Annotated in this window: 23 protein-coding genes and 1 pseudogene; 5 read left to right on the top strand and 19 right to left on the bottom strand. The window is 49.1% G+C overall.

Translation table 11 applies throughout. The annotated features are described in order from the left end of the window. Nucleotides 1-71 precede the first annotated feature (71 nt). From ahcY to pyrR, 8 genes are all read right to left on the bottom strand, one after another. Nucleotides 72-1,331 (bottom strand): adenosylhomocysteinase, encoded by a 1,260-nt coding sequence (gene ahcY / locus AB1552_08555; protein MEW6053822.1) that lies wholly within the window; start codon nucleotides 1,329-1,331, stop codon nucleotides 72-74. A 94-nt stretch (nucleotides 1,332-1,425) separates the two neighbouring features. Then, nucleotides 1,426-2,577: a methionine adenosyltransferase gene (gene metK, locus AB1552_08550; GenBank protein MEW6053821.1), complete on the bottom strand. Its 1,152-nt coding sequence runs from the start codon at nucleotides 2,575-2,577 to the stop codon at nucleotides 1,426-1,428. Between the two features lie 187 nt (nucleotides 2,578-2,764). Then, nucleotides 2,765-6,064 carry a carbamoyl-phosphate synthase large subunit gene (carB, locus tag AB1552_08545; GenBank protein MEW6053820.1) on the bottom strand — a complete coding sequence of 1,100 codons (3,300 nt, stop codon included), beginning with the start codon at nucleotides 6,062-6,064 and terminating at the stop codon, nucleotides 2,765-2,767. 179 nt (nucleotides 6,065-6,243) lie between these two features. Next, nucleotides 6,244-6,768 (bottom strand): flavin reductase family protein, encoded by a 525-nt coding sequence (locus tag AB1552_08540; GenBank protein MEW6053819.1) that lies wholly within the window; start codon nucleotides 6,766-6,768, stop codon nucleotides 6,244-6,246. Beyond that, on the bottom strand, nucleotides 6,765-7,895 hold the full coding sequence (carA, locus tag AB1552_08535) for a glutamine-hydrolyzing carbamoyl-phosphate synthase small subunit (GenBank protein ID MEW6053818.1): 1,131 nt from the start codon (nucleotides 7,893-7,895) through the stop codon (nucleotides 6,765-6,767). The genes AB1552_08540 and carA overlap by 4 nt, the downstream gene beginning before the upstream one ends. Next, nucleotides 7,888-9,180 carry a dihydroorotase gene (locus AB1552_08530; protein ID MEW6053817.1) on the bottom strand — a complete coding sequence of 431 codons (1,293 nt, stop codon included), beginning with the start codon at nucleotides 9,178-9,180 and terminating at the stop codon, nucleotides 7,888-7,890. Before AB1552_08530 ends, carA begins: the two co-directional genes overlap by 8 nt. Then, the gene (locus AB1552_08525; GenBank protein ID MEW6053816.1) at nucleotides 9,177-10,094 is read right to left on the bottom strand and encodes an aspartate carbamoyltransferase catalytic subunit; all 918 of its coding nucleotides are present in this window, start codon (nucleotides 10,092-10,094) and stop codon (nucleotides 9,177-9,179) included. The genes AB1552_08530 and AB1552_08525 overlap by 4 nt, the downstream gene beginning before the upstream one ends. After that, nucleotides 10,091-10,699 (bottom strand): bifunctional pyr operon transcriptional regulator/uracil phosphoribosyltransferase PyrR, encoded by a 609-nt coding sequence (gene pyrR, locus AB1552_08520; GenBank protein ID MEW6053815.1) that lies wholly within the window; start codon nucleotides 10,697-10,699, stop codon nucleotides 10,091-10,093. Before pyrR ends, AB1552_08525 begins: the two co-directional genes overlap by 4 nt. 257 nt (nucleotides 10,700-10,956) lie before the next feature. Here pyrR and uvrA point away from each other — a divergent pair, with 257 nt between their 5' ends. From uvrA to opp4C, 3 genes are all read left to right on the top strand, one after another. After that, complete coding sequence (gene uvrA / locus AB1552_08515) at nucleotides 10,957-13,746, top strand: excinuclease ABC subunit UvrA (GenBank protein ID MEW6053814.1); 2,790 nt, start codon at nucleotides 10,957-10,959, stop codon at nucleotides 13,744-13,746. A gap of 135 nt (nucleotides 13,747-13,881) precedes the next feature. Beyond that, nucleotides 13,882-14,856: an ABC transporter permease gene (locus AB1552_08510; protein MEW6053813.1), complete on the top strand. Its 975-nt coding sequence runs from the start codon at nucleotides 13,882-13,884 to the stop codon at nucleotides 14,854-14,856. Nucleotides 14,857-14,865: 9 nt separating this feature from the next. Beyond that, nucleotides 14,866-15,717 carry an oligopeptide ABC transporter permease gene (gene opp4C, locus AB1552_08505; GenBank protein MEW6053812.1) on the top strand — a complete coding sequence of 284 codons (852 nt, stop codon included), beginning with the start codon at nucleotides 14,866-14,868 and terminating at the stop codon, nucleotides 15,715-15,717. A gap of 54 nt (nucleotides 15,718-15,771) precedes the next feature. Here the strand turns inward: opp4C and pyrE are convergent, their stop codons facing one another. Next, nucleotides 15,772-16,326 (bottom strand): orotate phosphoribosyltransferase, encoded by a 555-nt coding sequence (gene pyrE, locus AB1552_08500; protein ID MEW6053811.1) that lies wholly within the window; start codon nucleotides 16,324-16,326, stop codon nucleotides 15,772-15,774. Nucleotides 16,327-16,667: 341 nt separating this feature from the next. Here pyrE and AB1552_08495 point away from each other — a divergent pair. Continuing rightward, nucleotides 16,668-17,229 (top strand): annotated as a pseudogene (locus AB1552_08495) (class I SAM-dependent methyltransferase). Nucleotides 17,230-17,244: 15 nt separating this feature from the next. On the opposite strand, the gene AB1552_08490 reads toward AB1552_08495, so the two are convergent. From AB1552_08490 to AB1552_08480, 3 genes are read right to left on the bottom strand one after another with little or no spacing between them, the layout of a single operon-like run. After that, nucleotides 17,245-18,195 (bottom strand): oligopeptide/dipeptide ABC transporter ATP-binding protein, encoded by a 951-nt coding sequence (locus AB1552_08490; GenBank protein ID MEW6053810.1) that lies wholly within the window; start codon nucleotides 18,193-18,195, stop codon nucleotides 17,245-17,247. Beyond that, nucleotides 18,183-19,151, bottom strand: a complete 969-nt coding sequence (locus tag AB1552_08485) for an ABC transporter ATP-binding protein (protein MEW6053809.1) — start codon at nucleotides 19,149-19,151, stop codon at nucleotides 18,183-18,185. The genes AB1552_08490 and AB1552_08485 overlap by 13 nt, the downstream gene beginning before the upstream one ends. A 6-nt stretch (nucleotides 19,152-19,157) precedes the next feature. Then, complete coding sequence (locus AB1552_08480) at nucleotides 19,158-19,865, bottom strand: tetratricopeptide repeat protein (GenBank protein ID MEW6053808.1); 708 nt, start codon at nucleotides 19,863-19,865, stop codon at nucleotides 19,158-19,160. Nucleotides 19,866-20,060: 195 nt separating this feature from the next. Here AB1552_08480 and AB1552_08475 point away from each other — a divergent pair, with 195 nt between their 5' ends. Further along, nucleotides 20,061-20,447, top strand: coding sequence for a hypothetical protein (locus tag AB1552_08475; GenBank protein MEW6053807.1), 387 nt, complete (start codon nucleotides 20,061-20,063; stop codon nucleotides 20,445-20,447). Between the two features lie 302 nt (nucleotides 20,448-20,749). Here AB1552_08475 and ubiE read toward each other — a convergent pair whose 3' ends face one another. From ubiE to AB1552_08440, 7 genes are all read right to left on the bottom strand, one after another. Beyond that, nucleotides 20,750-21,472 (bottom strand): bifunctional demethylmenaquinone methyltransferase/2-methoxy-6-polyprenyl-1,4-benzoquinol methylase UbiE, encoded by a 723-nt coding sequence (gene ubiE / locus AB1552_08470; GenBank protein MEW6053806.1) that lies wholly within the window; start codon nucleotides 21,470-21,472, stop codon nucleotides 20,750-20,752. A gap of 33 nt (nucleotides 21,473-21,505) precedes the next feature. Continuing rightward, entirely contained in the window at nucleotides 21,506-22,333 is an 828-nt protein-coding gene (locus AB1552_08465) for an MTAP family purine nucleoside phosphorylase (GenBank protein ID MEW6053805.1), read from the bottom strand. A 50-nt stretch (nucleotides 22,334-22,383) separates the two neighbouring features. Beyond that, nucleotides 22,384-23,454, bottom strand: a complete 1,071-nt coding sequence (gene mqnC / locus AB1552_08460) for a cyclic dehypoxanthinyl futalosine synthase (GenBank protein MEW6053804.1) — start codon at nucleotides 23,452-23,454, stop codon at nucleotides 22,384-22,386. Beyond that, the gene (locus tag AB1552_08455; protein MEW6053803.1) at nucleotides 23,451-24,305 is read right to left on the bottom strand and encodes a menaquinone biosynthesis protein; all 855 of its coding nucleotides are present in this window, start codon (nucleotides 24,303-24,305) and stop codon (nucleotides 23,451-23,453) included. Before AB1552_08455 ends, mqnC begins: the two co-directional genes overlap by 4 nt. Further along, on the bottom strand, nucleotides 24,295-25,410 hold the full coding sequence (gene mqnE / locus AB1552_08450) for an aminofutalosine synthase MqnE (protein MEW6053802.1): 1,116 nt from the start codon (nucleotides 25,408-25,410) through the stop codon (nucleotides 24,295-24,297). Before mqnE ends, AB1552_08455 begins: the two co-directional genes overlap by 11 nt. Before the next feature lie 102 nt (nucleotides 25,411-25,512). After that, nucleotides 25,513-26,097 carry a UbiX family flavin prenyltransferase gene (locus AB1552_08445; protein MEW6053801.1) on the bottom strand — a complete coding sequence of 195 codons (585 nt, stop codon included), beginning with the start codon at nucleotides 26,095-26,097 and terminating at the stop codon, nucleotides 25,513-25,515. Next, entirely contained in the window at nucleotides 26,090-26,959 is an 870-nt protein-coding gene (locus AB1552_08440; GenBank protein ID MEW6053800.1) for a UbiA-like polyprenyltransferase, read from the bottom strand. The genes AB1552_08445 and AB1552_08440 overlap by 8 nt, the downstream gene beginning before the upstream one ends. Between the last annotated feature and the right edge of the window lie 21 nt (nucleotides 26,960-26,980).

The raw sequence follows: 26,980 nt of genomic DNA, 5'->3' as shown, positions 1-26,980 counted from the left end.
ACAATCATATTATTAGAGATATCGAATCCGCATAAAAAATTTTGCGCACTTCCGGTCTCCTGTGCACTTACTTATGTCCCCATCTCCCAGCTTTCAAGGTAGTGTTGCTGGCCCGGGGTTAAGGTATCTATCTTAATTCCCATCGCCCTCAGCTTCAGTAATGCGATCTTTTTATCAATCTCTTCAGGGACACTGTATACCTTCTTTGCCAGTTTGGGATAATTCCTCGCAATATACTCGGCGCAGAGAGCCTGGTTTGCAAAACTCATATCCATCACAGAAGAGGGATGCCCTTCTGCAGAAGCAAGGTTGATAAGCCTCCCCTCGCCGAGCAGATAAATTTTCCGGTTGTTTTTCAGGGTGAATTCCTCGACAAATTCCCTTATCATGCGTCTCTTCTTTGACATTTTCTTAAGCTCATGAATGGATATTTCAACATTGAAGTGCCCCGAGTTGCTGAGGATTGCACCGTTTTTCATGACAGAGAAACATTCCTTCGAAATAACATCGATATCGCCGGTTGCAGTTACGAAGATATCCCCTATTTTCGCGGCTTCCTTCACAGGCATCATTTCGAATCCGTCCATTGTTGCCTCGAGCGCCCTCAGGGGATTTGTTTCAGTGATAATAACCCGGGCACCCATACCCTTTGCCCTCATTGCAATCCCTTTTCCACACCATCCATACCCGGATACCACAAAGACAGCGCCGGCCAGCAGCCTGTTCGTTGCCCTCATTATCCCGTCGATCGTGCTCTGTCCGGTACCATACCGGTTATCAAACATATATTTGGTATATGCATCATTCACGGCAATGATCGGGTATTTCAATACCCCTTTTTCTGCCATCGCCTTAAGGCGAATGACTCCTGTGGTCGTCTCTTCAGTCCCGGCAATAATCCCCTTGAGCAGATCCTTTCTTGACTTGTGGAGCGTAGAGACAAGGTCAGCACCATCGTCCATGGTAATATGCGGCGCAAATGAAAGCGCATCGCTGATGTGCTTGTAATAGGTCTTATTGTTTTCCCCCTTCACGGCAAAAACAGGGATATGTGAAAATTTCACCAGAGAGGCCGCAACATCGTCCTGTGTGCTTAACGGGTTGGACGCACAAAGGGCTACCTCTGCACCTCCTGCTTTCAGTGTCTCCATGAGATTCGCCGTTTCAGTGGTAACATGCAGGCAGGCTGATAACCTGAGTCCTTTCAGGGGTTTTTCTTTCCCGAAGCGTTCCGCGATACTCTTGAGCACCGGCATTTCCTGGGCAGCCCATTCAATCCTGAGTTTCCCTTTCTTCGCAAATGCAATATCCTTAACATCGTGCTTTACCATTCATCCTCCAATGCAATTAGGTGCGGGGAGTGGGATAAGAGGAGGCATATTCATGAAACATTTCTCCTCTCTTTGCCTTTCCCTCTGCCTGTTGTTATAGTCCTGCTTCTTTCCTTAACGTATCAGCCTTATCGGTAGTCTCCCAGGTAAAATCCGGATCATTCCTTCCGAAATGGCCATAGGCCGCGGTCTTTTTAAAGATTGGTCTTCTGAGATTAAGGGTATCTATCATTCCCTGCGGCGTGAGATTGAAATGCTTCCGGATAAGGTCTACTATTTTCTCCTGAGGTATCTTTCCTGTGCCGTATGTTTCGGCCAGTACAGACACCGGCTCCGGCACGCCTATCGCGTATGCGATCTGAACCTGCACCCTTTCCGCTATCCCGGCAGCAACGATATTTTTCGCTATGTATCTGGCCATGTAAGAGCCTGACCTGTCGACTTTTGAAGGATCCTTTCCCGAGAAACACCCTCCTCCGTGGCTTCCTACACCGCCGTAGCTGTCAACGATAATCTTTCTTCCGGTCAGGCCAGTATCGCCCATCGGCCCGCCGATCACAAACCTTCCGGTTGGGTTCACAAAATATTTGATGCGTTCCTCATCAAGGAGTTCCGGAGGAACAGTAGGTTTGATTACTTTCTCAACAACATCTTCCTTAATTTCCTTCAGGGTTACCTCAGGACTGTGCTGGGTGGAAACGACAATACTGTCGACCCGCAGGGGTTTTCCGTTCCTGTACTCGACGGTCACCTGTGTCTTGCCGTCCGGCCTCAGATAGCCGAGAACGTCTGTTTTTCTGACCTCGGAAAGTTTCATGGAAAGCTTGTGCGCAAGCAGGATCGGCAACGGCATCAGCTCCTCTGTTTCTGAACAGGCATATCCGAACATAAGCCCCTGGTCGCCGGCTCCTCCGATATCCACCCCGAGTGCAATATCCGAAGATTGCCCATGGATGGAGGTGATGACTGCACAGGTTTCATAATCGAACCCGTACTTTGCCCGCGTATACCCGATATCTCTGATCGTTGATCTGACAATATCAGGGATTTCCACATAGCATTTTGTGGTTATTTCGCCGGCCACAAACGCCAATCCTGTGGTAACAAGCGTCTCGCATGCGACCCGGGCATAAGGATCCTGTATAATTATGGAGTCCAGTATTGCATCGGAGATCTGGTCTGCGATTTTATCCGGATGGCCTTCTGTCACTGATTCCGAGGTAAAAAAATAATTATTCCCCAGCATAATCACCCCCTGGAAAAAGAATAAAAAATTTTTTAGGCAATGTATATATTACCATGACTTATGGATAAATCACTAACATACCCGGCAACATGATTTGCGGACGGCCTGAAGTGGATCTTTTTTGCCATCTTCAACAGGGGAAAGGCAAATGGGACTACCGCAGGGATAACCCATCGGCGGCATACAATCAGTTTCCTGATCTTCTGTGATATTCCTGAATAGACTTAATATGCACTTTTTTCTTCTTCAGCATCTCGATCGCCTTCACTGCAGCCGCAGCACCGGAGATTGTTGTAGTAAACGGCACACGGTACCGCAAGGCACTCTCCCGTATGGAAAAAGAATCCTTCTGGGCCTGTGCACCGCTGACCGTATTAATGACAAAGTGCACTTCCCTGTTCTTGATTAAATCAACGATATGGGGTCGGCCTTCTGCCACCTTATTGACAATCCTGACGTCCAGCCCATGCGTGTGAAGATGCTTTGCCGTCCCCCTTGTCGCAACCACGGAAAAACCGAGTTCGAGCATTTTCTTCACAATAGGAACAGCAGCCGGCTTGTCCTTATCCTTTAGGCTTATAAAGATCTTCCCGTACAGGGGGATAGTATTCCCGCTGGCTGTTTGGGATTTTCCGAAGGCAAGACCGAAGTCGTCATCAATGCCCATTACTTCTCCGGTCGATTTCATTTCCGGTCCGAGCACGGTATCAACGCCCTGAAAACGGTCGAACGGGAACACTGCCTCCTTCACGGCAACATGTGGTATGCGCTTCTCCTTTGCAAAACCGAGTTCCTTCAACATCTTGCCGACCATCACTTTTGCTGCAAGCTTTGCAAGGGGCACCCCGGTTGCTTTTCCCACAAAGGGAACTGTCCTTGACCCTCTCGGATTGACTTCAAGAATATAGACATCTCTGTTCTTCACCGCAAACTGCACGTTCATCAGGCCTATTACATTGAGCTCCTTTGCCAGAGCCCTTGTTTGCCGCTCTATTTCTCTGACAATCCCCTTCCCAAGAGAATGGGGCGGAAGCGAACAGGCAGAATCTCCCGAATGTATGCCCGCCTGCTCTATATGTTCCATGACTCCTCCGATTATTACCTTATGCCCATCGCAAATGGCATCCACATCAACCTCAATCGCATCCTCAAGGTACTTGTCCACCAGGACAGGGTGCTCCGGGGACGCCTTTACCGCCCGCTGCATATATTCCCTGAGTGATCTTTCATCGTACACGATCTCCATGGCCCTGCCGCCGAGCACATAGGAAGGTCGCACCATGACCGGATAGCCTATCCTCTCAGCAGCAGCCAGCGCCTCCTGCACAGACATCGCGGTGTCGCTGTCAGCCTGCCTCAGTTTCAGCGTATGCAGCAGTTCCCTGAAACGCTTCCTGTCCTCTGCGCGGTCGATCGAATCAGGAGAAGTCCCGAGTATTTTCACCCCTTCTCTTTCAAGCGGCACCGCAAGTTTCAGGGGGGTCTGGCCGCCGAACTGGACGATCACCCCTTCCGGCTTTTCTTTTTCGATGATATTCAGGACATCCTCAATAGTCAGCGGTTCGAAGTAAAGCCTGTCGGCCGTATCATAGTCTGTGCTGACCGTCTCGGGATTGCAGTTGACCATGATTGTCTCATACCCAAGCTCTCTGAGGGCAAACACCGCATGCACACAGCAGTAATCGAATTCAATGCCCTGTCCGATCCTGTTCGGTCCTGAACCAAGTATGATGATCTTTTTTCTCTCCGAGGCGTTTGATTCACATTCAGCCGCAGCGGCAAGGGAAACACACGGTCGAGTGTCCGTGTCTTCGATCCCTGAATCACCGATTCTATAGAAGGGCATTTCGTATGTCGAATACATATAGGGCGTATATGCGGCAAATTCAGCAGCGCATGTATCAACCATCTTGTAGACCGCCTGTATCCCACATTTTTTTCTGAAATTCCTGATATCAGCCTCCTGCACACCGAGTAATTGGGCTATTCTTGCGTCAGAAAACCCATACCGTTTGGCTTTGTGCAATAAGGATTCGGGAAGTCGGGCAGCCAAAGATTTCTGAGTCTCTGACCCACGGATTTCTTCCTCCATATCAATGATCTGTTGCACATTATGCAAAAACCAGGGATCAATCCATGTAAGTTCATGGATACGCTGAATGCTCATGCCCTGCCGCAGTGCCTCGGCGACATACCATATGCGCTCACTGTTCGGAGTTTTGAGCTTTGATACTATGATATTCGTATCTGTTTCCGTATGTTCGAAACCGTAACAGCCAGTTTCCAGACTCCTTATGGCTTTCTGCAGTGATTCCTTGAATGTCCTTCCGATCGACATCGCCTCTCCGACTGACTTCATCTGCGTGGTGAGTGTGGAATCCGCTTCGGGAAATTTCTCAAAAGCAAACCGGGGGAACTTGGTCACCACATAATCTATCGTTGGTTCAAATGATGCAGGGGTCTCCCTCGTGATGTCATTGGGTATTTCATCAAGGGCAAGGCCGATTGCAAGCTTTGCCGCAATCTTCGCAATGGGGAACCCGGTTGCCTTTGAGGCGAGGGCAGAACTCCGTGAGACCCGCGGGTTCATTTCGATAACGACCATCCTTCCATTTGTCTGGTTCAGTGCGAACTGTATGTTGGACCCTCCTGTATCAACGCCTATTTCGCGGATAATCGCGATAGACGCATCGCGCATCCTTTGATACTCCCTGTCGGTCAGGGTCTGGGCAGGGGCAACAGTTATGGAGTCGCCTGTATGCACGCCCATGGGATCAAGGTTCTCTATCGAACATATGATGACCACATTGTCTTTTCCGTCCCTCATGACCTCGAGCTCATATTCCTTCCATCCAAGGACCGACTCTTCGACAAGCACCTGGCTCACCGGGCTGAGTTTCAGGCCTCTTTGAAGCAGTTCCCGGTATTCCTCCATGTTATATGCGATGCCTCCTCCGGTACCACCGAGGGTAAATGAAGGCCTGAGGATTGCAGGGAAACCGATATCCTCAATTGCGTTAAGGCCGTCTTTCAGTGACCCTATATGCGCAGATTTCGGGATCTCCAGATTGATCTTTTTCATTGCCTCCTTGAAGAGTTCCCGGTCCTCTGCTTTCCTGATCGCATGGAGTTTCGCGCCGATCAGTTCAACCCTGTAACGTTCGAGAATTCCTTTCTCTGAAAGTTCAACCGCCAGGTTTAACGCTGTCTGTCCACCCATGGTCGGCAAGAGCGCATCAGGCTTCTCCTTTTTTATTATCATTTCGAGAACATCCGCAGTTAAGGGCTCTATATAGGTTTCATCTGCAGTTTCAGGATCGGTCATGATCGTTGCCGGATTCGAATTGACAAGGACCACCCTGTACCCCTCCTCCCGCAGTGCCTTGCACGCCTGGGTCCCGGAATAGTCAAACTCACAGGCCTGGCCGATAACGATGGGGCCGGACCCGATAAGGAGTATTTTCTTGATGTCAGTTCTTTTTGGCATAGTGCTCTCTGTAACGATACCTCTGATTTATGATTTTTTTGCTTTCCCTCCCACGCTCTCCGCGCATTCTCTCCTCAGGAGAGCAGGAAACGGACCGCTATTGTTTCACAGGAAGATATGTCCTCGTATATTATATGAGCATCGAGGACAATGTGGTACTCTCACAAAATGCCTACTTGTCATCTGAAATATACCAACTTCTTCCCGCCAAGATGAAGCGGGATGTGCGCGTGTGCAGTCCATACATCTTTTTTGAAATATCTTGCGTCAGCATACGCTGAGAGGACCGTGCCGAAAAATGCATAGCATTCTCCTGCCCCAACCGCCTTCCAGACGCTGCATTCTATGTGCCCTACGCAGCCGCCGACAACAGGGGGGGCGACTTTTTTTGCCGGGGATATTTTTATCCCGGCTTTTCTGAATTTATCAGTATCTCTGCCCGAATGTTTTCCACATATCCATAATGCCTTGACAAGGGACTTTGACGGAATATTGATCACAAATTCCCTTGTCTGCTGTATCAGCTCAGCAGTATAACTTTCCTTTGCGACACAGACTACTACCATGGGAGGTTCCTCACTTACAGGCGTTGCCCAAGCGCAGGTCATGACATTCGGTTCGGCATTTTTACTGATGCTCGTGAGAAAAAATGTCATTTTTGGGTGCAATAGATGATAAATTCCCGATTCGATCTCTTTTATCATATCTGTTCCTTTCCCTCTATCATTTTTCTGAACCTCGCAAAAAGATGGGACGAATCATTCGGTCCCGGGCCTGCCTCCGGATGGTGCTGGACTGAGAAGACAGGATACTCTGTATGTTTCATCCCTTCTTCCGTTCCGTCATAGAGATTTTTATGAGTAAGGCTGACCTGTCCGTGCAGACTTTTAATGTCGACACAATAGTTGTGATTCTGCGATGTTACCTCGACCTTTCCTGTTGACAAATCCTTAACAGGGTGGTTCCCGCCGTGATGACCGAATTTCAGTTTATAGGTTCTTCCTCCCATTGCAAGACCAAGGATCTGGTGACCAAGGCATATGCCAAAAATCGGTTTCCTGCCAATCAGCTTTCTCGCGGCTGCTATCGCGTAAGTGACCGATTCAGGATCACCCGGACCGTTGCTCAGAACAACGCCGTCCGGGTCCATTGCGAGCACCTCATCTGCAGGGGTTCTGGCAGGGACAACGCTGACGCTGAACCCTGCATCTACAAGATTTCGCAGAATATTGAATTTCACACCAAAATCATACACAACAACAGAAAGCGCAGGGTGCGGAGCCCGGTGCGATGCGTTTTCCCATTTCCAGACACCGTGCTTCCAGGCATAGGGTGTTTCTGTAGTCACATCCTTCACCAGATCAATGGCTGATATGCCGGGATGTTTCCGGACTTTTCCAAGCAGACTTGCCGGATCAGGATCAGTAGTTGAGATGATGCCCATTTGGGCGCCGTGATTTCTCAAATGCCGGGTCAGCGCCCTTGTATCCAGATCTTCCATGCAGACTATCTTATGGTCTTTAAGATACTGGCCAAGGGTCCGGGACGACCTCCAGTTGCTCGGGAAGTCAATATATTCCTTAATCACAAACCCCTCGACTTTCGGACCATGAAGGGATTCGACATCCTCCTCATTGATGCCGTAATTGCCTATCTGGGGATATGTCATGGTCACGATTTGTCCCCGGTACGAAGGATCAGTGAGTATCTCCTGATAACCGGTCATGGAGGTATTGAAGACGACCTCCCCAATGGATTCGCCTTCGTGGCCGCACCCCCTTCCTTCGAACACAGTTCCATCAGCCAGGACGAGAAAAGCTCTACTACTCATGGATTTTGCCCCTGCAGATCGTAAGAATAGGTTTCCCCCTGAGGTTCCATCCCTGAAATGGGGTATTCTTTCCTTTTGAAATAAACCGGTCTGCCTCTACAGTGAATTCCTTCCCTGAATCAATCAGTACAATATCTGCATCAGAGCCTGGTTTCATCGTGCCTTTTGCGATTCGCAGTATCCTGGCCGGATTGAGTGCCATCTTTTCCACCAGCTGAGACGTTGTTAAAATCCCCTGCTCAACAAGATTGAGGCTCAAGCTGACCGCTGTTTCAAGTCCTGAAATACCGAAGGGAGCCATGTCGAATTCCCGCATTTTTTCGTCCCTGTGATGGGGAGCATGGTCTGTCGCGATGACATCGATCGTGCCGTCTCGCAAACCCTCCCTGATCGCTTCAACATCATGCCATGTCCTTAACGGAGGGCTTACCTTGGCATTCGTATCATATCCCTTCACCGCTTCCTCTGTGATGCTGAAATAATGGGGACAGGTTTCCGCGGTGACGCTGATCCCTCTTGACTTCGCACTCCGGATCAGTTGCACAGAACCCGCTGTGGACACATGGGCAATATGCAGTCTCCCGCCGGTAAGTTCGGCGAGCAAAATGTCCCTGAAGATCATAATCTGCTCAGCCTCGGCAGGAATTCCTTTCAACCCGAGTGTGACCGACATGATTCCTTCATTCATTACCCCTTCTTCGGAGAGTGTCAGATCTTCACAGTGGGAGATGACCGGCACATCAAAAGCCCTTGAATATTCGAGCGCTCTTCTCATAATCAGACTGCTCATCACCGGATGGCCATCGTCAGAAAAGGCGATGCAGCCCTCTTTTCTCATGGTGCCAATCTCGGCAAGCTCTTCACCCCTCTGGCCTTTGGTAATTGCACCAATTGGCAGGACTGTACAATACCCCTCCTGCGACGCCTTTCTTTTAATGAACTCTGTGACGCTTGCGTTATCATTGACAGGAAACGTATTCGGCATGCAGCATACTGTAGTAAAACCCCCCTTAATGGCTGCCAGCGTGCCGGTGCTGATCGTCTCCTTATGCTCAAAACCGGGTTCGCGGAGATGCACATGCATGTCAATAAGCCCTGGAAACACTGTCAGCCCGCCGGCATCAATATGCCTTTCAATCTGACGTCCTTCCCTGCCTTTTGCTTTCTGCTCCCTGTTTCTGAGTGTTATTTCCTTTATTTTTCCATGCTCTATGAAAATGTCCCCTGCACCGTCAATGCCCTGGGAGGGGTCAATAATATGTCCGTTTTGTATAAAGACCCTCATTTGTTCACCCCTGCAAGCAGATACATTACTGCCATTCTGACCGCAATTCCGTTGGTAACCTGTTCGAGAATAACTGATCTGGGGCCATCCGCAATCTCGGAATCGATTTCAATGCCCCGGTTCATTGGACCCGGGTGCATTACGATAACATCATCTTTTGCAAGCGAAAGCCGTTCTTTTGTCAGTCCCCAGGTTTTCGAATATTCATCAGTGGATGGGAAGAATCCTTTTCCCTGCCTCTCGGTCTGTATCCTGAGCATAATCAGGACATCCACGTCTTTGAGCCCGTCCTCCATATTATGGAAAACCCTCACATGCAGTTCATGTATCTCCCGGGGGATCAATGTGGGTGGTCCGATCAGCCTGACATTTGCACCAAGCTTGAGCAGGCTGTAAATATTCGACTTGGCAACCCTGCTGTGCGCGATATCCCCGACTATTGCGATATCGAGCCCGGCAATATTTCCCTTCTTTTCTCTTATCGTAAATGCATCGAGGAGTGCCTGGGTGGGGTGCTCATTGGTTCCGTCACCTGCATTGATAACAGAGGCTCTGAGGTTTTTTGCGAGGAGATGAGGCACACCCGATGAAAAGTGCCGTATGATGATAAAATCAGCTCCAAGTGCCTGGACTGTAAGTGCGGTATCGATAAGGCTCTCGCCTTTGACCACACTGCTCGTAGGAACAGAGAAGTTGATGACATCTGTACTGAGCCGTTTTGCAGCCAGCTCGAATGATGTCCGTGTCCTCGTTGACGGCTCGAAAAAGAGGTTGACGGTAGTCTTCCCCCTTAATGCAGGCACCTTTTTTATGTCCCTTCCTATCACATCCCTGAACCCTGCTGCCGTGTCGAGGATGAGGATTATCTCTTCAGGAGAGAGTTCTTTGATGCCCAGAAGGTCTTTGCTGTTCATTTTTCCTGTTCAAGTCTTTCGAGGAGTATCCTGTCTTCGAAGCCCTGCTCTTCGAGCTGGACTTCAACAGTCTCGCTCAGTGCAGTCGGGATGTTTTTTCCGACATAATCTGCTTTTATCGGGAGTTCCCTGTGCCCTCTGTCTATCAGCACTGAAAGCTGAATCGCCGCAGGTCTTCCGAGGTCCATGAGGGCATCCATGGCAGCCCTGATCGACCTTCCTGTGAAAAGCACATCATCAACAAGGACTATCTTCATATTGGCAACTTCAAAGGGAACCTCGGTTCTCCGGACAACAGGCTGATCTTTTCTTATATTGAGATCATCCCGGTAAAACGCGATATCAAGGGATCCGACAGGGACTTCCTTGTTTTCTATCTTTTTTATCTTCGCAGAGAGCCGTTTCGCAAGATACGCGCCGCCTCTCTGTATTCCCACAAGACAGAGATTCCCAACACCCTTGTTCTTTTCTATTATCTCATGCGCCATTCGCGTAAGGGTCCTGTCGATATCCTGCCTGTTCATTAATTCTTTAGACATTTCAGCAACCCCCAAAAGTTTTTTGCATTCTCCCGCAGCAGAAAAAAATAATTGCGTATTCGGCACATTGCCGTTGCTGGATAACCCTCTGCATATTCACTCTGTAGCAGGCCCGGCAGATGAAAACTGACATAAAAAAACCTTCCTCTCACCCGAGTGGAAGGTTCATTGAAGATGGATGTTGTTCGCAGCGCATGCTGCCTCCTTCACCTTTCCGGCCTCACTGGGCCATCCTTAAAGGTATTTTATTAAACCATAAAGGTAAAAAAGCTGTCAACGGATTCGGAATAAAGTTGCCATGCAAATAGTGTTAAAATATTGAGATGCCCGAAAAAAATCTGATAATTGAAGGCGCTAAGCAGAATAATCTGAAAAATATTTGCCTCAGCCTGCCCCATAATACAGTCATTGCGGTTACTGGAGTATCAGGCTCAGGCAAATCCTCTCTGGCCTTTGACACCATTTATGCAGAGGGCCAGTGGCGGTTCATAGAGTCGCTTTCAACATACGCGAGGCTTTTTCTTGAAAAACTCGACAGGCCTGATGTCGATGCAATTCATAACATACGGCCAGCCATCGCACTCGAACAGAAAAATCCGGTACGCGGTTCCCGTTCTACTGTAGGCACATTAACCGAACTCTATGATCTGTTCAGGCTTTTGTATTCAAAAATTGCCGCGCCCTTCTGTCTCAAATGCGGCAAGGAGATCAGAACCTGGGACCCTTCGCAGGTAGCATCGGATCTTATTGAACACCACTATGGGGAAAAGGCGATGATTCTCTTTGAAACAGCCGGCAGTGTTGATGAATTAGCCCAGCGAGGCTTTTACCGTGCATGGATCAGCAATGAAGTCGTCGATGTTGCTTCTCCGGACAGATTCACGGCGCCCGGCTCTCAGCCCGCGGCTCTTGATATCGTTCTCGACAGGCTCGTCATACGAAATGAGCCGAGGTTATCCGATTCAATTGAGATGGCATGGAAAGAAGGCAATGGAAAAATAAAGATACTTCTTGTGCGTGACAAAGATTTTTTAATGCGTGCGTACTCTTCCGAAAACGCTTGCGAAGAATGCAGTATCGAACTGCCAAGACCCTATCCTCTCCTCTTCTCCTTTAATCATCCTGTCGGTGCATGCCCTCACTGTAAAGGATTCGGCAACATTCTGAGGTACGATGAGGATTTGATCGTCCCCGATAAAAGCCTGTCGTTGTCAAAAGGCGCGGTCGATCCCTGGAACAAGCCGGCATACCGGTGGTGGAAACAACAGTTTATAAAGGGAGCCGGAAAAGAGGGCATCGATATCACCAAACCTTATTCTGAACTTGCAGACACTGAGAAATCTCTGCTTTTCAGGGGATGCCCAAATTTCTACGGAATCGACGATTTTTTTGAAGATATGGAAAACAGGAGATACAAGCTTCATGTGCGAGTCTTCCTGAGCAGATACCGGCGGCCGGTGGTGTGTCCGCAATGCGAGGGCAAAAGACTGAGAGGGGAATCCCTTGCTTACAGGCTTTCGGGTCTTGATATCGCCGAACTCTGCAGGATGCCGATATCGGAAGCAGTCAGGTTTTTTGCCAATATCGATATTTCTCCTTTTCAAAGGGATATGGCCAAAGAGATACTGAGACAGGTGCATCTCAAACTCGGCTTCCTGAAGAGGGTTGGCCTTGATTACCTCAGCCTCAGCAGGGACGGAAGGACTCTTTCGGGGGGTGAATACCAGAGGGTGAACTTATCAAACCAGATAGCCTCGTTCCTCACCAGAACCCTGTATGTGCTCGACGAACCAACTGTCGGACTTCATGCGCGGGACACAGAGATCATCTCGGATATCATGTCAGAGTTATCACAGCTCGGCAATACTATTCTTGTCGTGGAACATGATAAAGGAATCATCGGATCTGCTGATTGGGTGGTTGAACTGGGGCCGGGAGGCGGCCAGAAGGGGGGGCAGATTATATTTTCAGGAACGAAAACCGATTTTCTGAAGACTGAAACTAATACATCCCGGTACGTAAGGGGAATCGATAACATCTCCACCCCTTTTAAGAGAAGAAGCGGCACCGGGGAAACGCTTGTTCTTTCCGGTGCCTCCGGAAATAATCTGAAAACGGTTGATCTGGAGATTCCCCTGCAGACACTGACAACTGTGGCAGGAGTCTCCGGTTCTGGCAAAAGCAGCCTTATCGTGCAAACGCTCTACCGGGCACTGGCACGAGCGTTCAGGACAGAACATGATTTTCCCTTGCCATACCGGTCAATGGAGGGCTCCCGTCATCTTCAGGGGGTGAAGCTTATTTCCCAGGACCCGATAGGGCGGAGTCCCCGGTCAAATCCTGCAACCTATTTAAAAATCTTTGATTTGATACGAAAACTCTTCTCCGAGCAGGCAGAATCCAGAGCCCGCGGATATGGTCCGGGATTTTTCTCCTTCAACGTGCCCGGCGGAAGGTGCGAAACCTGCAAGGGTGCAGGATATCAGAAAATGGAGATGTACTTTTTCGAAGACCTTTATGTGAAGTGCGAAGAGTGCAATGGAAAAAGGTATAAGCCTGAGGCACTCCGGGTAATATACCGTGACAAAAATATCGATGAGGTCCTGGCTATTACCGTTGACGAAGCCGCTGAAATGTTTCAGGATACGCCTCGCATCAGGGAAAAATTGTCCCTTCTTCAGGATATCGGGCTCGGGTACCTCCGGATCGGTCAACCTGCAACGACACTCTCCGGGGGTGAAGCACAGAGGCTGAAAATCTGTTCCGAGATGGCCAACCACACCTTCGCGCCTTCCTCTCATCAAAAAACCGGGCAGAGAACCCGGAAGGGCTATCTATATATACTTGATGAACCGACTATCGGTCTTCACTTCAGGGATGTTCAGGCTCTGCTTGACGTTCTTCAAAGATTGGTGGAAATAGGAAATACCGTGCTGGTAATAGAGCACAACCTCGATATTCTCCGGGCATCTGACTGGATTATAGAACTGGGACCTGAAGGCGGGGATAAAGGTGGCAGGATTATCTTTGCAGGCAGGCCTGAAGCGTTAAGCAATGTAAAAGAGTCCTCTACAGGAAAATATCTGAAGAATACCTCAATCGCCAAAAAATAACCTGAAAACAACCCTTTCAAATCTCTCTTCACAGGGAAAAAGTGTTTGAGGAGCGCGGTATATTTGCACTATCCTGTGAGAGAACAGTTAAAACCATGCTGCACAGTGTAAGCAGTTTGCACTATAATTAAAGACATGTTCTCCTATCTCGCAAAGCGCATCCTCCTCATGATACCTCTCATATTCGGGATCACCTTAGTAACGTTTACCGTCATCCATCTTGCTCCCGGCAATCCGGTGGAAGTGCAGACTGAAATGTCACTGAAGGTGACCGCCCAGGCAAAAGAGAACCTGAAAAAGCTGTATGGTCTCGATAAACCGCTCCACATGCAATACATCGATTGGTTGAAAAGATTTCTGCACCTCGATTTCGGCAAATCATTCGTTGACGGCAGAAAGGTCGCTGACAAGATAATCGAAAGAATTCCCATAACCCTGACCATCAACATTCTCTCACTGATACTGATTTTCTTTGTTGCAGTCCCCATCGGGGTCCTGTCTGCCACAAAGCAATATTCGCTGTTTGACAAACTCTCTACAATTTTTGTGTTCATCGGATTTTCGACGCCCACCTTCTGGCTCGCGCTCCTGCTTATGATACTCTTTGGGGTCAACATGGGTGTTCTCCCCATATCAGGCATTCAAAGCATTGATGTATCCGAGATGGGGCCTTTTGCACGGCTGATAGACTGGATTAAACACCTTATTCTTCCTGTCGGGATCTCAGCGTTTGGCGGGATTGCCGGGCTGAGCCGTTACAGCCGTTCGAGCATGCTCGAGGTTATCAGGCAGGATTATATCAGGACAGCACGAGCAAAAGGTCTGGCCGAAACGCAGGTAGTGATAAAACATGCATTCAGGAATGCCCTCATGCCGATCGTAACGATTCTCGGCCTCTCGGTTCCCGGCCTTATCGGCGGCGGGGTCATATTTGAGACAATCTTTGCAATCCCCGGCATGGGGCAGCTGTTTTATTCCTCAACGATGGCAAGGGATTATCCCACAATCATGGGAATTCTGGTAATAGGAGCAATACTGACCCTGTTCGGAAACTTGATTGCAGATATATCATACGCAATGGTTGATCCGAGAGTACGAGTGAGAAAGTAGCGCAGAAAAATGCGGCTTGTCACCATCATAGGCAAAAGGTTTACGAGAAACCGTCTCTCGGCCGCTGGCGCCACAGTTGTGCTTATCCTCATCATCACCTCCCTTCTCGCCCCTTTCATCGCACCCTATGATCCCTCAGCAATAGATGTGCATAATGTGCTTTCCCCTCCCGGGACACAGCATCTGCTCGGGACCGATGAACTTGGAAGGGACCTGCTCTCAAGAATCATTTGGGGCAGCAGGGTGTCGTTGAAGGTCGGGTTCGTCGCAGTGGGCATTGCACTGGTAATAGGCATCATTATCGGGGCTGTCGCAGGCTTCTACGGGGGAAAAACAGACGCGGTCTTAATGAGATTTGTCGACATCATGCTGGCATTTCCCACATTTTTTCTGATCCTTGCGGTCATCGCAATCCTTGAACCGAACATTTTTACGATTATGGTTGTCATAGGGATTACCAGCTGGATGGATGTTGCAAGGCTTGTCAGAGCCGAATTCCTTTCCCTGAAAGAACGGGATTTTGTGGATGCGGCAAAGGCAATCGGGATTACCAACAGGCGGCTCATTTTCAGACATATCCTTCCGAACGCCCTTTCGCCGGTATTTGTCGCGGCAACCTTCGGCGTCGCAGGGGCAATCCTCATTGAGTCAGGACTTTCCTTTCTTGGCCTCGGTGTCCAGCCACCTGATCCAAGCTGGGGCAATATCCTGACCGCCGGAAAGGACAATATCGAAATCGCGTGGTGGTTATCCCTTTACCCGGGCCTTGCGATCCTCATCACTGTCTTGAGCTACAATCTTGTCGGCGAAGGGCTGAGGGATGCACTTGACCCCCGGCTTTGGGGATCAGAAAAGGAATAAGCCGTACAACACTTCATAAAGCGGGAGGTCCGAAGTAACGCGGGACGGTTTTTCCTATAGTGTGTATCGCTCCATCACTTCATCTCTGGTAATGAGCGCATTCAGTCTGTACCCCAATGCCTCTACCGCCTCACGTCCGCCCTCCTGCCTGTCGATGAGGGCAACCACCGCCACAATCCGGAGACCGCCTTCCTGGGCCTTTGTTATTGCTTCGATGGTGGATTTTCCTGTGGTTATGACATCATCAACAATCACGACGCAGTCTCCTTTGGTTACGTTTCCCTCAATCCATTGCATGGTGCCGTGTGTTTTTGCAGTTTTGCGCACCACAAACGCTTCTATGGGCTTCTTCCTGGTGTGAGAGGTATAGGCGACTGCACAGGCTATCGGGTCAGCTCCGAGCGTAAGACCGCCGATTCCTTTCACTGCAAGGTCACTAATGAGGTCAAAAATCAGATTGCCGATAAGATACATGCCTTCGGGATGAAGCGTAACTGCCTTGCAGTTGAAATAATAGTTGCTCATGTTGCCGGACACAAGCCTGAATACCGGTTCTTTGCTGTATTTGAACGCCTTTTTAATGATCAGTTCTATTAAACGATTTTTCATCCTGTGTAGGCTACACCTTCCTTTTTCTGTCTGATAATATTACCATTTTTCCCTGCCGACATACAGCATCTCCCGGGATGCATCATCCCGTCACAGAGAGACTATCCGGAAATACACAAATGGTATTTCTTTGATCCCGGAGTTGTTTCAGAATATCTCAGTTCCAGTATGCTGCGGTTTGCCGCAATCCTGAATCACGTCCGTGAAACAATGCTCTTCTATCCTCCTGAACACAGGGGCATTCCTTGCCGAAATGCCTGCAAAAGCAGCACAGCGTGTGCGGCACTTGCATTTTTTGCGAAAATTGCTAATATCAAGATAAGTCTGAACGGGTTCTCAAGATGTCTGGAATCGAAGAACTGAGAAGGCTTGTGCAGAAGATTCTGCATCCTGCAGGGATCGTCATCGATGGGTCCAATCCCGCGGACATACGCATAGGAAATCAGGATTTTTTCAAACGGGTTCTCAGGGACGGGAGCCTTGGCCTCGGCGAAACCTTCATGAACGGATGGTGGGAATGTGATCGCCTCGATGAATTTTTTTGCAGGCTGATGCCGTTGCGGCCAGAAAAAACGGTGAAAAAAATCTGGCACTCAGGATCGAGCTTTATAAGGTAGTTGTTTTTAACTGTGCGCGCAGATCAGTGAATCCATAGAGAACCTCTTTGTAATCGAAGACTGGCATAATTTCGGTCCTGACTATGACCGAACGCTTATGTCATGGTTTGACAACTTTCACAGGAACTGGGAAGAACTGCGTAAACTCTACGATGATTGCTTTTACCGCATGTGGAAATATTATCTTTTGAGTTGCGCAGGAACCTTCAGGGCACGCTGTCTGCAGGTGTGGCAGATTGTGCTCTCAAAAGACGGAATCCCCGGGGGATATACTGCGGTTCGATAAACGAAAACAAAACAGCTAGAACAGATGACAGGACACAAATCCGTTTCCTGTCTCCTGTAGCGTTGGGACAATCCTGTCACAAGGGTCAAATCTTTTCGGGCATCTCGGATGAAAGGGACACCCCGGCGGAATATCAATCGGGCTTGGGACATCTCCTTTCAGGATCTCTCTGGGTTTTCCACCTGGCGTGATTTTAGGGGCGGACGAAAGCAGTTCGACGGTATAAGGATGTTGCGGTGCATCGAAAAGCACATCTGTTTTTCCTGATTCCACGATCTTTCCAAGATACATGACAGCGATTTCATCGCTGAAATACTGCACTACCCTGAGGTCATGGCTGATAAAGAGAAATGAGATATTCGAGGTTCGCTGGAGTTCCTGCAGAATGGTCAGGATCTGTGCCTGAATCGACACATCAAGCGCTGAGAGAGGCTCATCTGCCACAATAACCTTTGGTGAAACAGCAAGTGCCCTTGCGATACAGATCCGCTGTCTCTGGCCACCGCTGAACTCATGCGGGTAGCGGGTGAACACATCGGTCTGAAGTCCAACGCTATGCAACAGGCCGGCTACTCTCTCCCTGAGTTCTGACCGTTGACCAATTCCGTGTATTTTCAGGGGCTCCGAGAGAGTATCAAATACGGTCATCCGGGGGTTGAGCGATGCAAACGGGTCCTGAAACACGATCTGTACCGATTTCCGGAACCGCAGGAGTTCATCCCGTCCCATTCCATTGACGTCACTGCCCTGAAAAAGGACTTTTCCGGACGTAGGAGCTATCAACTTCAGGATGAGCCTTGCCACGGTTGACTTCCCCGAGCCGCTTTCCCCCACCAGTGCGAAGACTTTTCCCTCCTGTACGGACAAATCTAAGCCGTCAACAGCCTTCAGCCATTCCTGCTTTGCAAATGCCTTTCGCTTGACCGGAAAGTATTTTTTCAGGCGTATGACATCTAAGATTCCCATCTGATATCCCCTGCGCGTATGCACCGTACAAAATGTCCCGGCGTAATTTCCCGCAGTCTCGGCTCCTCTTTCTCGCATTCAGGAATCATGGAGAGGCACCGGTTCGAAAACCTGCAACCCGGTGGGAGTTCATGAGGTCTCGGCACAGACCCCGGGATTGGTTTGAGGGGAATCCCCTTTGCTTTCGGGAGTGACTCAAGAAGTCCGATGGTATATGGATGTTTTGGCGTGGTCAGGAGACCCGAGACCCGGGACATTTCCATAATTCTTCCCGCATACATAATGGCTGCGGAAGCAGCATTCTCTGCAATGACACCGATGTCATGAGTAATCAGCAATACCGCCATGCGCCGCTGTTTTCTGAGGTTTCTGAGGAGATCGAGAATCTGGGCCTGGATGGTAACATCAAGCGCGGTTGTTGGCTCATCAGCGATAAGGAGGGACGGATTGCAGGCTATCGCCATCGCGATCATGACCCTCTGTCTCATCCCCCCGGACATCTGGTGAGGATATTCCTTTATCCTTATGTCCGGTGAGGGTATTTTCACGGCTTTCAGGAGCTCAACGGTCTGCGCCATCGCGTCTTTTCTGGAGAGTCCGAGGTGTGTCCTGAGCACCTCGGCTACCTGATAGCCTATGGTAAGCACTGGGTTCAGCGAAGTCATCGGCTCCTGAAAAATCATGGCGAGTTCCCTGCCCCTTAACGCTCTCATGGCTCCTTTCTCAAGTGTTAGCAGATCGTTACCTTTGAAGATTATCCGGCCTTCCGCACGTGCATTATGCGGCAGGATCCCCATAATGCCCAGAGCGGTCAGACTTTTTCCGCATCCGCTTTCCCCCACAAGGCCGAATACCTCGGCCTCTTCAATCCGGAAATCGAGATGTGAAACGACCTGAACAGTCTGGTGGGCAAATCTAAAGGATATGACGAGGTCCCTTATTTCGAGGAGGGACACCGCAGATTATTTTTCCTCTTTCTTCAGAAGGCCAAGGTATGCTTCTGCCTCTTTGAGGTGAGGGATCTGTTGCAGCGCTTTTTCCCATTCTTCCAGGGCGAGCCCGGTAAGACCTTTCATGTAATAGCTCAGCCCGAGTTGAACCCAGGCAGGACCATAATTAGGGTTGATCTCTTTTGCCTTCACAAAATGCGTAATGGCATCTTCGATAAGACCCTTGTTCCTCAACGCAATTCCGAGCTTTGTATGCACATCAGGGAGGCGGGGAAACATCCTGACCGCTTTTTCAAATTCTCCGATAGCCTCATCATTCATGCCGAAATCAAGATAAATTTTACCGAGCTTGTAATGTTCGTTGGCAAGTTTCCCTGCAATAAAAGGGTCAATTGCCTTTGGGGTGGGACGCGCTATTTGGGCGGCGAGAGAAAACACCTCCTGTGCTCTTTTGAATTCACTGAGCTCGTTGTAGGTTATTGCAAGATTCAGCGATGCCTCGGTATAGTGGGGATTCAGTTCAAGCGCCTTTTTGAAATACGCCGCTGCCTGCCTGTAGTCCCCTCTCAGATGAGATATTATTCCAAGCTTGTTATGGACATCAGCATATCGTGGATTCGAGCTGATTACATCCTTCAGGATGGGTTCTGCCTCTGTATACCTGCCTTCTTCAAAAAGCTGCGTCCCGCGTTCATGGAGTTCGTGTGTCTGCTGGTTCATCGTCTACAAAGTATAGGGAGTCAAAGAATTGTTTGTCAAGGTATCCTTTTCATCCCGATTTCTGGTTAAAACGGAGTTGTTTTGCAGGGTGCTCACGCTCAAACAACACCGGCATTTCAGGTCCTCTTCTCATGAAAATGAAAAGTGTTGTCAAAGTCCTTTTACTAATGTAGTATTGATTTAATGATTCTCCAGTTGAAATATTTGAAATTCGGCAGATATCTGCTCGGGAAAAAACTCATTACCGAATTGGATATCCTTCAGGCGAGGTATATCCAGAAAAAAAATAATCTGCAGATCGGAGAACTCGCAAAGGCAAAAGGTCTGCTCAGTGATGAGGATATACAGAAGATATTGATACTGCAGGAGGAGACATTCGATAAGTTCGGTGAAATCGCAGTCCGTGAAAAGTACCTGACACAGAAGCAAGTGGACGATCTGCTGAAAGAACAGTCCGACAGTTATATTTTTTTCGGGGAAGCATTGGTCAGGATAGGAGCCATATCAGAAGAACAACTTGTTGAGGAACTGAAAAAATTCAACAAGCTGAAACTGCAGGACACAGGGAAAGAAACTGACTGATATGCAATTGACAGATAGCCCAGATTATTCATGAAGCGTGGAATAGCGTTTGAGGATAGAGTATTTGCGCGGATTCTTTTGCTGATAGTCAAATACACTATGTGAAAATAAAGAGGCAAAAGCCTTGTATGATAAAGAGCAAGTTAACAAAGAACTTAACGATAGGTGTGATAGACCGTAAAAGCCTTGGGACTATTGATCCCGTCTGCGAGCTCGCAGGAAGGAACGACTGAGAATAAGCAAAAATACTCTGTCCTCAGGATAATCAGAAAAATTCATGAATAATAAGGGATAGTAAGGAATCAGTATTTCACGCCCCGGTGCAGTGCCACTATCCCTCCTGCCAGTGTCCGGAAGGTTACCTCACTCCATCCCGCGGTCGAAATCAGCCGGGCAAGGTCGGTGGGGGGAGGAAAATCCTTTATCGTTTCCCCAAGGTACTTGTACGCGCCGGGGTTTGAGCCGAGGAGTCTTGAGACAAGCGGCACCAGTTTCAGGAGATACACGGAATAAATCCCTGAAAAAAAAGCATTTCTCGGCTGACTGAATTCCAGACATACAAAACAGCCTCCCGGCCTGGCTACACGGTAAAATTCCCTGAGCGCTCTGAGTCTGTCATTGATGTTCCTCAGGCCGAAGGTAATAGTAATGGCATCGAACTGTTCATCCTGATAGGGGAGGTCTTCGGCATTTCCTTCCCTTAAGGTTATCATGTCCACGAGTTTAGTGTTTCTGATCTTTCGCCTCGCCACTTCAAGAAGTTCATGGGAAAAATCCAGCCCATCAATATGCGCCTTTCCTCTCCAGAACTTGCAGAGCTCGATGGCCATATCCCCGGTCCCTGTACAGACATCGAGAATTCTCCGGCATTGAATTGTTCCGGTTTCCTCTGCCACCTTTCTTCGCCAGCCAAAGTCCAGTCCAAAGCTGAGCACATGGTTCAGGAAGTCATAGCGTGATGCGATCGCAGAAAACATCTGTTCCACCTGCTGTGCATCACGCTTTTTATGGTCGAAATGGTTCATGAACAACACCGGGGATTTTCAGAGTTTTTCTTTCTATGATTTCAGCAGAGTCTTTTTTCTCAATTGTGCACACTGACAGTTTTTCTTTTGCAACCGTGGTATCTCGGAGAGACTTTCAAGAATGATTTTTCCGATATTGATACCTTCCTGATAGAAAATATCCTTTAATTCCTTATGGCTCCAGTCAGTACCGATTCCCTCTGCCCTGTTGACCGCCAGATACACACCCGCATAACATGCCCCTATCTCGCGGGCAAGATACACTTCAGGACAGAGACTCTGACCAATAACATCTCCGCCCATAGCCGCGATCATCCTGACCTCCGCACGGCTTTCAAAATGCCGCCCGTCAGTCACTGCATATACTCCCCTTGTCACATTTCTGTCAGGAAATAATCTTTTGCTTGCAGAAACAAGCACTTCGGAGAGGTCGGGACAGATCGGATCCCGCATGATGAGCAGATACCTATCAGAAAGACAGACATCCTTCCTTAGGGAAAGGTCAAGGTAATCATCAGGGACGATAAAATCGCGCATTTTCATGTCCTGCCGTATTGTTCCCACTCCTCCCTCCGCAAGAACGGTTCTTACCCCGGCCTGCTCAAGAACCCAGAAGACCTGGCGCGAAGCTTCTGCCCGCCTGACGCCGGCACGCCATCCGTGCATCCTGAGCGTCAGCACATTATCTCCCCCGATTGTGAACAGGGTGAATTCCGGGCTCTCTCCAAAAGGAGTCATAAATGTTTTTCTATCCAGCACTTTCGTCTTTTTCAGGCCAAGGTCGCCGGGGAAATCAACCGCATAGGTGCTGGACCCGCCGATGAAGGCAAACTCTGCTTTAGGGATTTCTCTGTTCCTTATCATATCCTTAACTCATGAAACCATTGATTCTTCAGACAGGTGAGCCTGTTTCAGGCATTATATGCCTTGAGAATAGCAAATTCTGTGTCCCTCTGGGCAGGAATCTTTCCGGCTTTCCGTATCAGGTCAACCATACCCTCAACAGTTATCCTGTGGGAAACGCCTGCAGCCCGTACCACATTCTCCTCGATCATGATGCTGCCAAGGTCGTTTGCGCCGAAAGACAGGCAAACCTGGCCGATATCCTTCCCCTGAGTGACCCATGAGCCCTGAATATTCCGGAAGTTATCCAGAAATATCCGGCTGAGAGACAGGAACCTCAGATATTCGAGCGGGAACACCGGACTTCCTCCCAGCGAGGTGTTGCCTGGCTGGAATGTCCATGGGATAAACGAGAGAAATCCGCCAGTTCTGTCCTGCAGGTCACGTATTTTGAGAAGATGTTCCAGCCTGTCTTCAAGAGTTTCAACCGTGCCGATCATCATGGTCGCTGTTGTCTTCAGCCCAAGCTTATGCGCCTCTTCCATAACTTCAAGCCACTGTCCGGAGAGTATCTTCCGCGGGCTGATCCTCTGCCTGACCCGGTCTGCGAGAATCTCGGCACCTCCGCCCGGCAATGAATCGAGTCCTGCTTTCCTGAGTTCCTTAAGCGCCTCCGGGATAGACATCCCTGCTGATTCAGCGATATGCACGATCTCAGGAGGAGACAGGCTGTGAATCCTGATCCTGAATTTGTTTTTTATTTCCCTGAACATGGTCGTATAATACTCGATAGAGAGGTCAGGATTGATCCCTCCCTGAAGCATAAGCTGGGTGCCGCCAAGTTCAACCGTCTCGGCAACCTTTCTCTCAATCTCATCCTGGCTCAGGACATACGCATCAGGATGGCCTTTGGGACGATAAAACGCACAAAATGCGCACTGGTTCTGACAGATGTTGGTGTAATTAACATTGCGGTCGATGAGAAACGTGACGATTCCGTCCGGATGCTTCTTCTGCCTGACAGCATCAGCAGCTTTTGCAGTCTCAAGCAGATCAGCCTCTTCAAAAAGATACTTTGCTTCTGCAGTGCTTACTCTCCTGCCAGATATCACTTCCTGCAAAATCTTTTGCGGCATCATATTGTGACTCCAGTTGTAACTCCGGCACGGAAACTGACAAATTCCAGTTCCGGAACAGTCTCAATCTCTCCCATCTGAAACGCCATTTTATAGAAATATAGCAGGTCTTCCTGATACTCAGCACCAAAACCAAAATGGAGAGACTGGAAATATCCTGCGAGAAACGCAGGGCTGAACGGTTCCCATTTGGCGGCATATGCAACTATTTCCGAAAGATGCTCTGCCGAGTAATTCATTGATTTTTTGAAGGTATCGAAGACATTCCCGCACAGTTCATTCTTTGTCTCGGCGAAGTCCCTGTTGACCGCCCAGACCGCGTAGACCATTCTTTTCCCGGTCAGCTTTTTCCATTCACGTCCTAGGTCATAACAGTAATAGTCATCTGTCTTATCATAGTAGTGCAAAGCCATATCCCCTATGAGCAAAGCTGCGTCTGCAACGGCCAGCATGCTTTCCAGATCAGGCCTGCAGGGGACATACTCTGCAGCAACGCCATAGCCGCGGCTGAGGATGATTTTCAGCAGGACCTGTGAAGTTGCTGAGGTTGTAGTTAACGCAACCTTTTGATCCGACAATTCTTCTATCGGACAGCGGCTGAGCAGGAGTATGCTTTTGACCTCACCGTTTGAACTCACCGTAAAATCGGGAAACAATACCAGTGAATCATGATGCCGGGCATACTCGATAGAGGAAACAGGAGAGATATCAAGACCGCCGTTTACCAGAAGGTTATTCAGTTCCGTAGGCATGCCTTTAATGAGCTCTATATCAAGCAGGGCGCAGTTCTTCACCAGACCGTAATATAACGGCAGACAATTCAAAAACTGGATATGTCCTACCCTAGGTCTCAACCGTTGCACCCTGTTGGGCATTCCCGTATACCCTGAGTATGTTGTACAGGGTATCTCTCTCCACCGGAATTCTTCCGGCGGCGAAAATCAGTTCCAGCAATTCTTCCCGCGAAATGGATTGCTCGGTCTCAGCTCCTGCGGCATGTGTTATCCTCTCCTCAACAACGGTACCATCAAGGTCATCAACCCCGAAAAGGAGCGAGAGTTGCGCAATTTTCAGGCCGAGCATTATCCAGAATGCCTTAATGTGAGGGAAGTTATCCAGAAGGAGTCTTGAAATCGCCAGCATCTTCAGATTCTCGATGGCGGTCGGTTTAGTGAAGTCCGGCATCTGGGTATTCTTCGGATGGAAAGGCAGCGGGATAAAGGACTGAAACCCCCCTGTTTCATCCTGGAGTTCCCTTAGTCTCAGAAGATGTGCTACCCGCTCCTCATTGCTCTCAATATGCCCGTACAGCACGGTAGCATTCGACTTCAGCCCGAGGCTATGCGCTGTCCTCATGACTTCCAGCCATTCCTCAGCAGATGCTTTTTTTGCGCAGACCTCCTCACGCACCCGCGAATTCAGGATCTCGGCACCGCCGCCGGGAAGTGAGCCCAGGCCGGCGTCCTTTAACTGTATCAGGACATCCCTGACCGAACATTTCGCGATTTTGGCAAAATAGTCGATTTCAACTGCAGTGAAGGCCTGAATGTGCACCTCGGGCATCATATTTTTTAAACGGGAGATCACCTCGAGATAGTACGCAAAGGGAAGGTCGGGATGCAGGCCGCTGACGATGTGAAATTCGGTAATGCCAAGATTGCGGGCATCCCGTGCGATGTCCATCACGTCATCGATGGTCATGGCATATGCATCATGATCCTCCTTGTCCCGGCTGAATGCACAGAACTTGCAGCGGGATATACAGATATTGGTCAGGTTGATATGACGGTTGACATTGAAATAGGCATAGTTGCCTGATTTCCGTTCCCTTACCCTGTCTGCAAGCTTTCCGAGGGTAAGGATATCGTGCGATTCCATCATATCGAGCGCATCTTCCCTGGAAAGCCGCATGCCCTTGCCGACCTTTTCCCCGATTCTCTTGAGATTCTCCTTATTCATTCCATTCCGTACCTTTTTATAAATACCCCTGCGTGAGATGCAGACGTTTCTCTGATTCCTCCGATTCCTTGTATTGCCCTCCCTGAAGTACCTTTCATATCGCTACTCTTTTCTCCATGCCGGGAAAAGATCATGTGCGATTCCCAGAAGGTTCAAGACCTTTCCCACAATGAAATTGACCATGTCGTCGATTGTCCGAGGATGGTGATAGAACGCCGGCATCGCAGGCAGGATCTCAGCGCCTGCCTTCGCAGCCTTTACCATGTTCTCGAGATGGATCAGACTGAGAGGCGTTTCACGCACTACAAGTATCAGTCTTTTTCTTTCCTTCAATGCCACATCTGCCGTTCTTTCGAGCAGATTTGCAGAGATTCCGTGTGCAATGGCAGCCAATTTTCCCACGCTGCACGGAATCATAATGACCGCTTGAGGTGCACTTGATCCGCTCATGAACGGCGCATGGAAGTTACTGTTTTCCCATAGCGTGAGCGATTTGCATGCTTCCGCAAGTCCCAGCTTCTCCATATCGTCAAAACCGGACACCCCAAGTTCCTCCTGCATCACCTGTTTCCCGGCGGAAGTGATCACTACATTGACCGCATGATTTCTCCGGCAAAGCTCTCTTATAAGCCTGATGCCATAAATACTCCCGCTCGCACCCGTGATGCCGACCACGAACTCAGACATTGCCCGGGTTCCTGAAGAATATTTCCATGGCAACGAAGCAGAACATGACGATGCTGACAATCCCGTTCATCGTAAAGAACGCGACGTTCAGCCGCGACAGATCATTTGCCTTGATAATGCTGTTCTCATACGCAAGCAGCAGGGCAGCGGCGGCAACCCCTGCAAAGTAGAATATTCCCATTTCGAGCCGTATTCCCAGCCAGACCAATAGTGCTACTGCTGTGAAGTGAAGTATCCTTGTCAGGGCAAGAGACGTGCTGATACCAAACCTTGAAGGAATCGAATGAAGTTTCTGCCTGATATCAAAATCCATATCCTGAATCGCATAAAAAATATCAAAGCCTGCTACCCATAAAAGGACTGCCGCGCCAATTATGAGCGGCTCCGGACTGAGCGTGTTGGTCACCGCTATCCAGGCACCCACCGGTGCAAGACCGAGACAGAAGCCGAGCACAAAATGGGAAAGCCAGGTGAACCTCTTGGTATAAGGATATATAACAAACGGGATCACCACTGCAGGCCAGAGATAACGGCATATCGGCGTCAGGTGATATACCGCCAGCAAAAAGACCGCCAGACTGAAAAAAGAAAACACTACTACGTTCCATGCAGAAAGGAGTCCCTGCGGTAAAGCCCTTGCCGAAGTCCGCGGGTTCCTGCGATCGATTTCCCTGTCAATCAGCCTGTTCACTGCCATGGCAAAGCTCCTTGCGCCGACCATCGCAAGGGTAATCCAGAAAAGCGTCTCCAGCTCAGGAACCCTCATTCTTGCAAGAAAGGCACCGAGATATGCAAAAGGCAGTGCAAAAATACTGTGCTGGAATTTAATCATCTCCAGATATATTTTTACTTTACCCGCCATTCCGATGCCCACCCAGCGCAG

This window comes from Nitrospirota bacterium, from assembly GCA_040754395.1.
Lineage (GTDB): Bacteria > Nitrospirota > Thermodesulfovibrionia > Thermodesulfovibrionales > SM23-35 > JBFMCL01.
Note: the sequence above shows the minus strand (reverse complement) of the source record. Positions and strands in the feature narration are given on the sequence as shown.

Excerpts from the sequence above, each read along its gene's own strand:
- ahcY (MEW6053822.1), bottom strand. The coding sequence starts at position 1,331 with ATGGTAAAGCACGATGTTAAGGATATTGCATTTGCGAAGAAAGGGAAA.
- metK (MEW6053821.1), bottom strand. The coding sequence starts at position 2,577 with ATGCTGGGGAATAATTATTTTTTTACCTCGGAATCAGTGACAGAAGGC.
- carB (MEW6053820.1), bottom strand. The coding sequence starts at position 6,064 with ATGCCAAAAAGAACTGACATCAAGAAAATACTCCTTATCGGGTCCGGC.
- AB1552_08540 (MEW6053819.1), bottom strand. The coding sequence starts at position 6,768 with ATGATAAAAGAGATCGAATCGGGAATTTATCATCTATTGCACCCAAAA.
- carA (MEW6053818.1), bottom strand. The coding sequence starts at position 7,895 with ATGAGTAGTAGAGCTTTTCTCGTCCTGGCTGATGGAACTGTGTTCGAA.
- AB1552_08530 (MEW6053817.1), bottom strand. The coding sequence starts at position 9,180 with ATGAGGGTCTTTATACAAAACGGACATATTATTGACCCCTCCCAGGGC.
- AB1552_08525 (MEW6053816.1), bottom strand. The coding sequence starts at position 10,094 with ATGAACAGCAAAGACCTTCTGGGCATCAAAGAACTCTCTCCTGAAGAG.
- uvrA (MEW6053814.1), top strand. The coding sequence starts at position 10,957 with ATGCCCGAAAAAAATCTGATAATTGAAGGCGCTAAGCAGAATAATCTG.
- AB1552_08510 (MEW6053813.1), top strand. The coding sequence starts at position 13,882 with ATGTTCTCCTATCTCGCAAAGCGCATCCTCCTCATGATACCTCTCATA.
- opp4C (MEW6053812.1), top strand. The coding sequence starts at position 14,866 with ATGCGGCTTGTCACCATCATAGGCAAAAGGTTTACGAGAAACCGTCTC.
- pyrE (MEW6053811.1), bottom strand. The coding sequence starts at position 16,326 with ATGAAAAATCGTTTAATAGAACTGATCATTAAAAAGGCGTTCAAATAC.
- AB1552_08490 (MEW6053810.1), bottom strand. The coding sequence starts at position 18,195 with ATGGGAATCTTAGATGTCATACGCCTGAAAAAATACTTTCCGGTCAAG.
- AB1552_08480 (MEW6053808.1), bottom strand. The coding sequence starts at position 19,865 with ATGAACCAGCAGACACACGAACTCCATGAACGCGGGACGCAGCTTTTT.
- ubiE (MEW6053806.1), bottom strand. The coding sequence starts at position 21,472 with ATGAACCATTTCGACCATAAAAAGCGTGATGCACAGCAGGTGGAACAG.
- mqnC (MEW6053804.1), bottom strand. The coding sequence starts at position 23,454 with ATGATGCCGCAAAAGATTTTGCAGGAAGTGATATCTGGCAGGAGAGTA.
- mqnE (MEW6053802.1), bottom strand. The coding sequence starts at position 25,410 with ATGAATAAGGAGAATCTCAAGAGAATCGGGGAAAAGGTCGGCAAGGGC.
- AB1552_08445 (MEW6053801.1), bottom strand. The coding sequence starts at position 26,097 with ATGTCTGAGTTCGTGGTCGGCATCACGGGTGCGAGCGGGAGTATTTAT.
- AB1552_08440 (MEW6053800.1), bottom strand. The coding sequence starts at position 26,959 with ATGGCGGGTAAAGTAAAAATATATCTGGAGATGATTAAATTCCAGCAC.